Source organism: Flavobacterium sp. P1_E4 (genome assembly GCF_056405915.1).
On sequence record NZ_JBFUBE010000015.1, the window covers coordinates 91,272 to 102,869 of the forward strand.

Consider the following 11,598-nt stretch of genomic DNA (forward strand, 5'->3'; position numbering starts at 1 on the left):
AAAGAGTAACATAATTAAAAATGAAAAATAATAAATCCGTAATAATCTGGCTCCTATCGGGGTGCTTTTTAGTGTTCATAATGGTTGTTGTGGGTGGTATCACCCGATTGACAAATTCCGGTTTATCCATGACCGATTGGCATTTAGTAACCGACACCCTTCCTCCCCTTACTGAAGCCAAATGGCAAGAAGCTTTCGACCGATACAAGCAATTTCCAGAATACCAAAAAATTAATATCCATAACGATTTCACACTATCCGACTATAAGTTTATCTATTTCTGGGAATGGTTTCACCGTTTCATCGGAAGAATAATTGGCCTAGTTTTCATCGTTCCTTTCTTTTATTTCCTAATCAAGAAAAAAATTGACAAAGCCACTTTAAACAAATGCTTTGTTCTACTTGGAATGGGAGCTTTACAAGGTTTTTTTGGTTGGTTTATGGTAAAAAGCGGTTTGGTTGACAATCCAGACGTAAGCCATTTTAGACTTTCCTTACACCTTACATTTGCCTTTATCACTTTCGCCTACACACTTTGGGTGGCATTGGACCTAATATATCCAGATAGAAAAGCGGCAATTGTTCCTTTGAAAAAAATAGCCCGAATCACATTGATTCTTTTGCTTTTGCAAATCATCTACGGAGGCTTTGTCGCAGGTTTAAATGCAGGACTAGTCCACAACCACTGGCCAATGATGAGCGACGGACAATTCATTCACGACAGTGTCTTTATTGAGCAAAAAACACTCTTTCTGAACTTGGTCGAAGGAAAAAGCGGTGTGCAGTTCGTTCATAGAACATTAGCATACTTTGTGGTGGGATTCATTTTATTCCTTTATTTCAAAGGCAAAAAATACAACCTCAACACTCAACAACAAAACGGATTAAATGCTTTGGTAATAATTGTCTTCCTGCAATTTATTTTAGGAGTTTACACATTATTGTGCAACGTACCGCTTTGGCTGGGCCTATCTCACCAAGTCAACGCATTCTTTCTGTTGACTGCAATGACTTACACCTTGCATCGACTAAGCAAATAAATTATTTTAAAAATAAGGAGCGAAACAATAGGCTTTATCGGCGGGCATCGTTCCTGCTGTCCACTATATTTCCCGATTAACAAAAACTACGGCAAAAAAGCCTTGTTTTTCTAAATCGGGAGATACCGCTTCCATCAGGGCTAAAGAGCTGGGATAGTCTCTTTTTTGGAGACATAACCTAACTGCTCATTATCTAATGTTTTTTCGAGTTTTGACGAACTCCGTTAAAATAAGGTTATTTTTGTATTAAACTTTATTATCTAACCTTCCTGTTTTTCGTCAAAATGTCTAAACTTGCTCCTCAATATCAATTTCTCGATTTATCCGATTACGGGAGACCACTTGCACGAATATTTGCAAACCAATTAAAAAGTACTCGTTTTACCCCCATACACGTAACCCTCCTTTTTGGCATTTCGGGCTTGATTGCTATCTATTGCATTTTACAAAATCACTTCTTTACAGCCTCCTTTTTTATCATTTTAAAATCGATAATTGATGCCGCTGATGGTGAACTTGCACGCATAAAAAAAACGCCATCATATACCGGAAGATACCTCGATAGCGTGTTTGACATTATCCTAAATTTTATGATTTTGATGACCATTTGTTATGTCTCAAAAACTACTTTTTGGATTACCTTTTTGGCATTTATTGGAATACAATTGCAAGGCACTTTATACAATTATTACTATGTGATTTTGAGAAATAAATCAGCTGGAGGGGATGCAACAAGTCAAATTTTCGAAGATGAATCGCCTCGAGCATTACCAGGTGAAAGTCAAAAATCAGTCGATATTTTGTTTAAAATTTACACTATCGTTTATGGTGCTTTCGACAAGATTATTCACGCTTTGGACAAAGAGGCCTGCAAGGTAAAATCATTCCCAAATTGGTTCATGACCATACTTTCAATTTATGGATTGGGATTTCAACTATTGATAATTGCTGTTTTGCTTTCTTTAAATAGGATAGAATACATCGCCCCGTTCTTTATCATTTACTCTTCACTAATTTTTGTACTAATAGCCATTAGAAAAGCATTTATACGGCCTTAAAACCATCATAAACAAAATCTATACACAAATACTAACTTACATAAATTCAGCATTTTAAAATACATTATATCAATAATAATTTGAAGTTATTTTTAACTTATCCAATTTTTAAAATCCGACACCTTTTCCCGGCTTACAATCACCTCATCCTCCTTATAAGTAGGCAAAATAATCTTTAATCTGGAGTTGCTGTACACTACAATTTCCTTTATCGCCTTTAACGGAATAATGAATTTTCTACTGATTCTATAAAAATCTACAGTGTCTAATTCCTGCTCCAAAACTTCCAAAGTGCAGTCCATTAAATAATTTCGGTTGTCGAAAGTATGAATATATGTCCCCTTATTTTCGCTAAAAAAACATTCGATTTCATCGGTTGAAATCACCTTGAGGTGCTGCCCTATTTTTACGGTAAATCTTTTTTTGAATGTTTTTTCAAATGGGTTGGAAAGCATTTTTCTGATCTGTTCAAAATCCAATTGCATGGATTCATTTCCATTTGTTTTTGAAATTTTAAAACGGTCTTTAAATTTCAAAACAGCCACTTCCAAATCATCTTCGTCGATGGGTTTCAAAAGGTAATCAATGCTGTTTAATTTGAATGCGCGCAATGCATATTCATCATAAGCAGTCGTAAAAATTACAGCACTTTTTATGTCTGTTTTTTCGAAGATTTCAAATGACAAACCATCCGATAATTGGATGTCCAAAAAAATCAAATCGGGATGCTCATTTTCAGAAAACCAACTCAGGGCTTCTTCAACAGAATGAAGCATCACTTCTACCTGAACATTTATTTTTTCGAGTTTACGTTGTAATAATCTTGCCGCCGGTTTTTCGTCTTCTATTATTATTGTGGTCATTTTAAAATTGTAGATTTTAGATTTACTGATTTCTGCTAACTATTTTCTGCCAACTAATTTCTACTTCTCACTCCCACTTTTGACTTTTGTCTTTATCCATTATCTCTTTGATTTTCTTTTCTTCCCAATCGTCACTAAAAAATATATTTCTGCCAAAAACAGATAATCCATGTGCTAATAATCCAAGTCCCCAAAAGAAAGGGGTTGAAAAAATTTCCCATCCGAAAAAGATTTCACCTCCAAAATTGTTTTTATAACATCTAGACGCTATTATAAATCCATTTACGAGAACATAAACCAATGCATGCACATAAAACCCTTTAATTCTCTTTACTCTTTTATAAGCCATTTCATATCTGGCGTCTGGATTGAAATTTTCATCTTGAAAATTTTCAAATAACTGTTTTCTATATCTTCCCATTGTGTGTGTTTTTTATTAGATTCTAAGTTTCAAAGGCACTAAGTTGCTAAGAATTACATCTAAATTGAGTCGCTTTTTTTAAGACTTAGGATCTTAGAAACTTAGTTACTTAGTAACTCCAAATAGTTATTCCCATGATTTTTTTGACTGTTCTTCTTTTTCAATAATTTCCTTAATTTTTTGTTCCTCCCATTCTTTATTAAAAAAAGGGGAGTAATCAAACGCTTTTAATCCATGCAAAACTATCGCTATACCCCAGCCCAACAAGCAAAATATAAAATATAAAAACCCTGGCGAAGTCATAAGATTAACAACAATTACAATTGGATTACAGAGAACATAAACAGTGAGATGCTGATAAAAACCTTTAATTTCTTTTACTCTTTTTTGAGCTTGATAATAACGTTCCTCTTCAATATAATTTGTTTCCATTTCTGTTGCTCTATTAAACTGTTATTCCCACGTTTTTTTTGTTTGCTCTTCTTTTTCCATAAATTCTTTAATTTTTCGTTCCTCCCAATCTTTACTGAAGAAAGGCATATAATTAAACACTTTCAATCCGTGAAAAAGGACACCTATTCCCCACCACCCCAGGGGCCAAAAAAACCATAAATACTGCGGTGATGTGATAAGGTTTATGGCTATCAAAAAGCCATTTACCACGATATATGAAATCAGGTTCCCATAAAAACCCTTTATTTCCTCTACTCTCTTTTTTGCTTTAAAATAGCGTTCTTCTTCTGTATATTGATTTTCCATGATTTCTTGAATTTAGATTTAAACTTTAAATCTTTTAGGATTCTATTAAATATTATTTCCAGCTCTGCTTACTGTTCTCTTTGCTCAGTATTTCTTTAATTTTTCTTTCCTCCCAATTTGCGCCATAACCAAAGGTTTGAAACGCATGCATCATCAACCCAAATCCCCAACCTGCAGCCGAAAACCAAAACCAATGAAATCCTGGTGAGAACGTAAGGTTAATAAAAATCAAGAGCGGGATTATTACACAATAGCATATTAAATTTCCATAAAATCCTCGGAGCTGCTCTACTCTCTTTTTAGCTCTGTAGTAAGCACTATTTTCACTATATTTTGAAGTTGTTTCCATAACACTGATTTGTTTGGTTAAAATAGGAATTTTAACCGTGAATGTTTTTTCATTTTGTTCGATCAATACCTTTCTGTTGGTAATAATTCCGTAGCGATCCACAATATTTTGCAATCCTACTCCTTGACGACTTTGTATTACTTCTTTCTTTTGAAAATCATTTTGAATTGCCAAATAATCCCCATCAATGAATATCCTGATGTGCAACGGTTTTTGTTCACTAACCACATTGTGCTTTACTGTATTTTCAAGTAATAACTGCAATGAAAGCGGCACCACTTTGGCATCTGGATTTATGACTGTTTCGGGCAATTCATAAAACAAACTATTCTCAAACCTCATCTTCAACAGATTCATATACGTTTTGGCAAAAGACAATTCTTCGGCAACCGAAACCAGTTCTTTGTCTTTTTGTTCCAAAACATAACGGTATATTTTGGACAAAGAAGTGGTAAAACGTTGTGCATTTTCTGGATTTTCCTCAATCAATGAACTCAATACATTCAAACTGTTAAAAAGAAAATGCGGATCGATTTGATTTTTTAAGGTTTCAAACTTGGCATTGGCGGTACCAGCGATTATCCTTTGCTGAGTTACTTCAGTTTTTGAGGCCTGTTTCCATTTTACCATAAAACTTCTGGCTTGCATAAAAACAGAAACTCCTAATGACAAAATGATATAAAAGAGATGAATCCAAACCATCCTTTCACTAAAAAACTGATCTATGGACATTTTTTGCAAAACCACAAAAATGATATAATTTATGCCCAAAACAACTGGAATTGTGTACAAAACAGTAACCAAAATCCCGTAATAAACCCTCAAATTGGTTTGCTCGAGCCAATCCCATTTTTTGTCAAGCAAATGATTTAAAAAACCATTCCCAAAACCCAAACCAAAAGAATACAAACAGCTCAAAGAGAACGTTATTAAGACATTTTGTATACTAAAATCACTTCCCAATAAAGCTGAAAAAATAACCGTAAAAACCATAGAAATCTTGAAACAGGTAATCGTCCCACTTTTTAAATCAGAAAATGTATTTCTATAGTCTTTCATTATAATCAGCTTAAATTAATTTAATTATTTACAGTTCTTCTGAGCTTCTAGTGCTCTATCCAATCCCCATTTTGGAGAAAAAGGCGTTTCCGGTTTAAAAGTAGCAAAAAGTTCGATAGCTTTATCAACTTGTACACAAAGCGGTTTTGTATCAACACCTGTCCATTTTGCTCCTCCTAACTGATAATCTGCTTCACCAAAAACAGCTCTCGGATTATTTGGATTTATGGCTTTTGCTTTGGCGTAAGCCTCCATAACTTTAGATGAATATTTCATTGCGTTTGTCATCGGGTCTATCACAACCCAAGCAGTGTAAATCAAACCTTGCATTACATACAGCTCAGAATTGTTTTGATCTTTTATCATTTCAGTATCCAAGGCATTCTGCGCTTTGGTAAGCAAAGCATTGGCTTGGGTTTTGTCTTGCGTTTGAAAAGAAGCTGTCGTATTAACTAAAGCAACATAATAATTTGGCAACCAGTTATTTTTTTCAGCAGAAGCAATTCGCTCATACATTGCCGAAGCTTCTGTAATTTTTCCTTCTTTCCAAAGCTGCGAAGCCTTTGTCATTCCTTGTTCAAATTGTGTTTGAGCTGAACTTATTACAGCTAAAAATAATGCAATAGTGCTGATAATCTTTTTCATTTTGATTGGTCTTAAATGGTTGTTTTTTTTAGTTATTGTATTTGATGTCTATTTTTGAATCTTTATTAATGCTGAATTTGGCATCTTCATACTTTGGTGGCCCCATAAATCCTTTTGCATCGTTCGAGCAAGCAAAATCTTCGGAAGGGATTCCCATTATATTCTTGTCTAATTTTCCGTTGCTGTTTTCGTCTTGATAACTAGAGATTCCATATTCTCCTTTTGGAATACCAACAAAAGTTACTGTTGCGCCATTGTTTTTAATTTCGGAAGTAATGCTTTTGTAAGTTGATTTTAGAAACGTTCCATCTGAATTGTACAAACCTACTTTGAGAACTCCTGTATCGCTTTTTAAACCCGAAACAGAAACGGTAAGATTTACATTTTGAGCTGACATTAAGCTACAAATAAAAAATGCGAGGGTAGTGATGATTTTTAACATGATGTTTGATTTTTAGTTGTGATTGATTGGTTATTGAAACTCTTATTTTTTTTATTTAATTCTTGAACAAATTTATATTGGTTGTAAGCATTTTAAAATTTATAATAACTGAACTGTTGATTTTAATAGATGAACTGTTGTGAACCTAATTTATTTTGGCTAAAGCCTTTCTCTCATTCATTCATTTATCTCTCCAGCTGAAGCTGGAGGCTATTCAAAATTTGCTATTGGTAAAATAAATCCAATTTTAAACGATTAAACCTTTAAACGATTAACCCCTTCCTCTAAAGATTCTTCAACTGATTGTCGTTTTTATTTTTGCTGATGGTCCAAAAGAAACCGATAAAGAAAAATCGATCCGCAGCTGGTTTGATAGCGCTTCGTCTGTATTCTCCACTGGCGTCAGGTCTAACTGCATAATTATATCCGTATACATTATTTGCCCCTAAAACATTGGAAACCGAGAAATACAAAATCTTCTGAGTAGTCAGCAAATAAGCCCAGTTGAAACTCAAATCGTTGTATGATTTTGTTTTTCCATTCATAAATTGAGTTTCGTTCGGATTGTTATAAGGTCTTCCCGTACTAAAAGAATTAGTGAAACCCAGTTGGGATTTCCATTCTGGAATCCAATATTTGGTCACTATCGACAAACTATTGTTTGGTACAAAATTGGGAGTCACCTGAGTTGGGTAATTTTTATATAAACGCTCGGTATCGATATACGAATACGAAACCCAATATTCTAGATTCTTGATGGTTTTTCCGTCTCTCCAAAATAAATCCAAACCTTTGGCATAACCCGTTCCATCATTAGTAAATATTGAATTGTAGGCAACTTCAGGGCTGTCAAATCGAGTCAGATTACTATAATCTTTGTAATAGGCTTCGGCTCTCAATGTGCGACCTTCTTTGCTGTATTGGTAATTCAAGATATAATGGGAAGCCTTTTCACTCTCAAACTGATTGAATTTAGAAAACTTGATATACTCGACACTTGGAGTTTGAGAGAAATCCCCATAAGCAAAAGACAACTGGCTGAATTTTGCCATTTTGTAAGCAAACGAGATTCTTGGAGAAATAGATTTATCATTTGTTAAATCATTTGTGGAAGCGCGAACCCCTACTTTTGCTGCCAACTTTTTCGAAAAGAAAATATCGGCTTCGGTGTATAATGCCCCAATGGTGTTATTATATCCATAATCAAAAGCGTTTCCAGCATTTCGGGTAAAATCTTCATCATATTGGGTAATAAAATAATCGGCTCCAAAAGACAATTTAAAACGATTGGAGATGTTCTTTTTCAATTTTAACTTCATATTCACGGCGTTTTCCACATTACCATAGTTGTCCAAATCAATATCTGATTTCACTTGATTATAGCCATAACTCAAACCGGCAGTAATGTTCCAATTGGTTCCAAAAAAACCGCTGTATGAAGAATTAAGATAGAAATTATCGTTTTTGGAATCGACTGTGATTTTGTCAATCGAATTGATATTCTCTTGCTTAATGATATACTGGGAAGCGTCAAAAGCGGCATACATCTTAAAAATTCCTCTTTCAAAATTGTATCGGTATACCATTTCTCCGGACAAAGACTGTGGTGCGCTTTTCCACTCCACATCCTGCGGAACAAGAGCCTGATAAGGAGTCAAATTGATATAGGAAGTATTGATACTAAAAGAACTTTTGGTCCATTTTTGGGTGTTCCCGAGACTAACGCCAACACTCATCACTCCAATTTCTGTTTTACTTTGATCTGGTTCATCAATCGTGTTTAAAAGCAAAACACTTGACAAAGCATCTCCATACTCAGCAGAATATCCACCTGTAGAAAAGGAAATTCCGCTAAAAAGGAAAGGAGAAAAACGGCTACGAGTTGGTAAGTTATTTGGAGTTGCCCCATAAGGCTGTGGCACTCGCATTCCGTCAACATAAGTTTGGGTTTCATTGGCTTCACCACCACGAACAAACAGTCTTCCATCCTCACCTACATTCTGCGTTCCTGGCAAAGACTGAAGAGCAGCCACAATGTTCCCGACAGAACCTGCAGTGGTTACAATGTCCAAAGGTTTTAACACAGACATACGGGCTTTGCTCCCAGATTCCAAAGAACCCGCAGTGATTATAACGGCATCGAGAGTGTTGACATTATCTTTAAGTTTGATGATTTGGTTTTGAAAATTAGCCACATCGATTACTGTATTCGAAGTTTCGTAAACCAAGGAACTTGCCACCAAATTTTGATTTCCAGTTGCGGTGGTGGCAAATGCGAAATCACCATTTTCGGATGAGGAAGCACCATCATAGCTGCCTTCAATATAAACATTGGCGCCTGCGATTGGAACTCCTTTTTCATTGACAATTTTACCTGAAATAGTGGTTTGCGAAAAAAGTGTGAAACTAAATAAAGAAACGAATGCGAATAAAATGGTTTTCATAGTTCTGATGGTTCTGATGATTTTGATGAGACAAATGTCATTCAGAAAAAAAGGGAATTGAAATTGTTCTTACCCAATTGCGGAAAATTAGGGATGAGTTGTCAATTACTTATTTTGTATCTTAGCTATGAATTGCAAAAAATCATTGATATGTCAGAAAGCAAACGAATTTCCAATCTATATCAGTCCATTTATAATGGCAATCCGTGGCTTGAGGTCACTTTGGCAAACACCTTAAAAGATGTAACTGCTGAACAGGCTTACAGGAAAATCAATCCCAATCTAAACACAATTTGGGAAATTGTCAATCATCTCATACAGTGGAGAAGGAATATTTTAAGGCGTATGCAAGGAGAAATAATCACAACTCCCGACCATAATTATTTTGTACCCGTAATAGATCCGTCTGAAGTGGCGTGGCATCAATCACTCCAAAATTTGTCAAAATCGCAGGAATTGTGGAATGCTTTTTTTGAGGATTTTGATGACAAAGATTTAGAAAAAATATACATCAATAACAATCATTCCTATTACGAGCATATTCACGGAATAATCCAACATGATGTTTATCATTTAGGACAAATTGTTATTATCAAAAAGTTAATTTAATTTTCATTAATAGACATTCATATGAAAAATAGAATTTTTTCAATCTTATTTTTATTTGTTGCTGCAGCTGGATTTGCACAAGAAGCTAATCCCAATTATGACGAAAAACTTGCCAAATCCCTGAATGCAGATGAACGCGGAATGAAACAATATGTGTTTTGCATTTTGAAAACCGGCAGCAATACTACTGCAACCGACCAAGAAAAAAACAATCTTTTCAAAGGGCATATGGCCAATATAACAAAACTTGCAAAAGAAGGAAAATTGGCTTTGGCTGGGCCATTTATGAAAAATGACAGAAACTATCGAGGGCTTTACATCTTTAATGTCGGTACCATCGAAGAGGCAAAAGAACTTGTTGCCACCGATCCAGCAGTAAAAGCAAATCTTTTGGAAGCGGAACTAACACCTTGGTACGGAACTGCGGCATTACAGGAAATATTGAAGGTTCACGAAAAAATAACGAAAAACAAAATCTAGTTTTTTTGTTTAAAATGATAGAACAAACCTTCCGAATATCATAAAAATGCATCCGAAGCAGGCAGTAACTTGTCCGAAGAGTGTAATTGGGAGTCCGATGATCGTATCAGGCGTTCCGAAGCATTCATCAGGCGTTCCGAAGCTCGTATCAGGCAGTCCGAAGCTCGCATCAGGGCATTGTTTTATCTTCGGATGCCTTATTTTACTGGGCGGAGCATAAAAATTGATGAAATAGGCAAAATTTACGCTTTGTAGGTTTGTAATTTTAAATTTCTATATTTGAAAAAAGAAGAAAACGAAACAAACCTTCTCCAATCTATCCCATTTCGGGTGTATTTACGAACGTTTGTATCGTATATAAACGAGTTACCGGCAAGCATACAAACAAACTAAAAATAATGACCAAAGAGGAATTCACTAATATAACAGCTCAGAAAAAGACGGACTTAATAGCTAATTATATATTGAGCATTTTTATAATAATTCTTTCGATATATTTTCAAGTTAAGTTTTATAGCCTCTTCGAGTCAAATCTATCCAAAACCAATTTTCTGATTATAATTTTTCTTTATATGGTATTTATATCACTTTTTGCTTTAGGTTGTTACGGAATATTTGCTTTGGCAAATCCTCTTAAAATAAGCTATTGGCACAATGGAATGACAGCAGTTGAAAATAATGAGACAATAGAAAAGCTGTATAAAAAATTAAACGCCAAAAATTTTCTGAAACAAGAAGATACAATTCAATTTGAATTCAAAAAAAGCTTTTGGAATTATAGCTATAGAATTTATTTTTTAGCAGAAGATAAATCAATTGCTGTAACGGTTAAAAGTATTGACTCAAATCCGAAAGGTGGCTTTTTAGATTTTGGTGCGAAATCTAGAATGCAGAAAAAAATAGTTAATATGCTAAAATAAAGCCAGCCGGTAACAGCCACTACAACGGATTTGGGCATTTGGCTTAATGGAAAAATGGTATTGTATTTGAAAGATTTGGCAAATCCGAAAATAGGGCTTAATTTAATCCCAAACCCGCTGTAGTACCAAGACGTCAGGCTGTGAAAAAACCTCTTTTTTTTCTCAAAATCTTCAAATTTTACAATCCTACAATTCAAATAAAGCCTTCTGAGAAGGCTCTTTTTTTAAGCTACTAATTTTATCGGATAAAAATTGTGCCTTGCATTTAGCTTTAAATAGATCACTTTTATTAAAAACAAGACTTTTGCCTTGTAGGGTGAGTTCCATTTTTGAAGTTTAGCAATCAGATCGGGAACGCCGAGTATATTGATACTGCGTTTGATGTTATAGACCAGCATAATCAGGCTGTGTTCTCCGTTTACTTTTTCCAATCCCGTTAAATTGGTGTGGTTGTAACCCCATTGCCGTTTAATAGTCCCGAAGATGTGTTCGTTGATTTCCTGCCGCTT

Annotated in this window: 14 protein-coding genes; 5 read left to right on the top strand and 9 right to left on the bottom strand. The window is 34.7% G+C overall.

Going from position 1 to position 11,598, the window contains the following annotated elements; genetic code table 11:
• The first annotated feature begins 20 nt into the window (after positions 1-20).
• Together AC1DY0_RS14075 and AC1DY0_RS14080 are read left to right on the top strand one after the other, a co-directional pair.
• Positions 21-1,040: a COX15/CtaA family protein gene (locus AC1DY0_RS14075; protein ID WP_477189219.1), complete on the top strand. Its 1,020-nt coding sequence runs from the start codon at positions 21-23 to the stop codon at positions 1,038-1,040.
• Between the two features lie 284 nt (positions 1,041-1,324).
• Entirely contained in the window at positions 1,325-2,098 is a 774-nt protein-coding gene (locus AC1DY0_RS14080; protein WP_477189220.1) for a CDP-alcohol phosphatidyltransferase family protein, read from the top strand.
• A 92-nt stretch (positions 2,099-2,190) separates the two neighbouring features.
• On the opposite strand, the gene AC1DY0_RS14085 is transcribed toward AC1DY0_RS14080, so the two are convergent.
• The 8 genes from AC1DY0_RS14085 to AC1DY0_RS14120 form a co-directional block, all read right to left on the bottom strand.
• Entirely contained in the window at positions 2,191-2,961 is a 771-nt protein-coding gene (locus AC1DY0_RS14085; RefSeq protein ID WP_477189221.1) for a LytR/AlgR family response regulator transcription factor, read from the bottom strand.
• Positions 2,962-3,028: 67 nt separating this feature from the next.
• Positions 3,029-3,382 (bottom strand): 2TM domain-containing protein, encoded by a 354-nt coding sequence (locus AC1DY0_RS14090; RefSeq protein WP_477189222.1) that lies wholly within the window; start codon positions 3,380-3,382, stop codon positions 3,029-3,031.
• 126 nt (positions 3,383-3,508) lie between these two features.
• A complete protein-coding gene (locus AC1DY0_RS14095) occupies positions 3,509-3,814 on the bottom strand; it encodes a 2TM domain-containing protein (protein WP_477189223.1) in 306 nt (101 codons plus the stop codon).
• A 21-nt stretch (positions 3,815-3,835) separates the two neighbouring features.
• Positions 3,836-4,141 (bottom strand): 2TM domain-containing protein, encoded by a 306-nt coding sequence (locus AC1DY0_RS14100; RefSeq protein ID WP_477189224.1) that lies wholly within the window; start codon positions 4,139-4,141, stop codon positions 3,836-3,838.
• A 52-nt stretch (positions 4,142-4,193) separates the two neighbouring features.
• Complete coding sequence (locus AC1DY0_RS14105; protein ID WP_477189225.1) at positions 4,194-5,549, bottom strand: histidine kinase; 1,356 nt, start codon at positions 5,547-5,549, stop codon at positions 4,194-4,196.
• Positions 5,550-5,573: 24 nt separating this feature from the next.
• Positions 5,574-6,194, bottom strand: a complete 621-nt coding sequence (locus AC1DY0_RS14110; RefSeq protein WP_477189226.1) for a tetratricopeptide repeat protein — start codon at positions 6,192-6,194, stop codon at positions 5,574-5,576.
• A 28-nt stretch (positions 6,195-6,222) separates the two neighbouring features.
• Entirely contained in the window at positions 6,223-6,636 is a 414-nt protein-coding gene (locus tag AC1DY0_RS14115; protein ID WP_477189227.1) for a DUF2141 domain-containing protein, read from the bottom strand.
• Between the two features lie 284 nt (positions 6,637-6,920).
• Positions 6,921-9,080 carry a TonB-dependent receptor gene (locus tag AC1DY0_RS14120; RefSeq protein WP_477189228.1) on the bottom strand — a complete coding sequence of 720 codons (2,160 nt, stop codon included), beginning with the start codon at positions 9,078-9,080 and terminating at the stop codon, positions 6,921-6,923.
• 150 nt (positions 9,081-9,230) lie between these two features.
• On the opposite strand from AC1DY0_RS14120, the gene AC1DY0_RS14125 reads away from it, so the two are divergent.
• From AC1DY0_RS14125 to AC1DY0_RS14135, 3 genes are all read left to right on the top strand, one after another.
• On the top strand, positions 9,231-9,689 hold the full coding sequence (locus AC1DY0_RS14125) for a DinB family protein (protein WP_477189229.1): 459 nt from the start codon (positions 9,231-9,233) through the stop codon (positions 9,687-9,689).
• A gap of 21 nt (positions 9,690-9,710) precedes the next feature.
• Entirely contained in the window at positions 9,711-10,169 is a 459-nt protein-coding gene (locus AC1DY0_RS14130) for a YciI family protein (RefSeq protein WP_477189230.1), read from the top strand.
• A gap of 398 nt (positions 10,170-10,567) precedes the next feature.
• A complete protein-coding gene (locus tag AC1DY0_RS14135; protein WP_477189231.1) occupies positions 10,568-11,089 on the top strand; it encodes a hypothetical protein in 522 nt (173 codons plus the stop codon).
• Between the two features lie 224 nt (positions 11,090-11,313).
• Here the strand turns inward: AC1DY0_RS14135 and AC1DY0_RS14140 are convergent.
• Positions 11,314-11,598 (bottom strand): transposase (locus AC1DY0_RS14140; RefSeq protein WP_477189232.1); only part of this gene is annotated, 285 nt, incomplete at its 5' end.

Bases quoted from the DNA above. Each gene is read 5' to 3' on its own strand.
- AC1DY0_RS14120 (WP_477189228.1), bottom strand. From the start codon at position 9,080: ATGAAAACCATTTTATTCGCATTCGTTTCTTTATTTAGTTTCACACTT.
- AC1DY0_RS14130 (WP_477189230.1), top strand. From the start codon at position 9,711: ATGAAAAATAGAATTTTTTCAATCTTATTTTTATTTGTTGCTGCAGCT.
- AC1DY0_RS14115 (WP_477189227.1), bottom strand. From the start codon at position 6,636: ATGTTAAAAATCATCACTACCCTCGCATTTTTTATTTGTAGCTTAATG.
- AC1DY0_RS14080 (WP_477189220.1), top strand. From the start codon at position 1,325: ATGTCTAAACTTGCTCCTCAATATCAATTTCTCGATTTATCCGATTAC.
- AC1DY0_RS14090 (WP_477189222.1), bottom strand. From the start codon at position 3,382: ATGGGAAGATATAGAAAACAGTTATTTGAAAATTTTCAAGATGAAAAT.
- AC1DY0_RS14110 (WP_477189226.1), bottom strand. From the start codon at position 6,194: ATGAAAAAGATTATCAGCACTATTGCATTATTTTTAGCTGTAATAAGT.
- AC1DY0_RS14125 (WP_477189229.1), top strand. From the start codon at position 9,231: ATGTCAGAAAGCAAACGAATTTCCAATCTATATCAGTCCATTTATAAT.
- AC1DY0_RS14105 (WP_477189225.1), bottom strand. From the start codon at position 5,549: ATGAAAGACTATAGAAATACATTTTCTGATTTAAAAAGTGGGACGATT.
- AC1DY0_RS14100 (WP_477189224.1), bottom strand. From the start codon at position 4,141: ATGGAAAATCAATATACAGAAGAAGAACGCTATTTTAAAGCAAAAAAG.
- AC1DY0_RS14095 (WP_477189223.1), bottom strand. From the start codon at position 3,814: ATGGAAACAAATTATATTGAAGAGGAACGTTATTATCAAGCTCAAAAA.
- AC1DY0_RS14135 (WP_477189231.1), top strand. From the start codon at position 10,568: ATGACCAAAGAGGAATTCACTAATATAACAGCTCAGAAAAAGACGGAC.
- AC1DY0_RS14085 (WP_477189221.1), bottom strand. From the start codon at position 2,961: ATGACCACAATAATAATAGAAGACGAAAAACCGGCGGCAAGATTATTA.
- AC1DY0_RS14075 (WP_477189219.1), top strand. From the start codon at position 21: ATGAAAAATAATAAATCCGTAATAATCTGGCTCCTATCGGGGTGCTTT.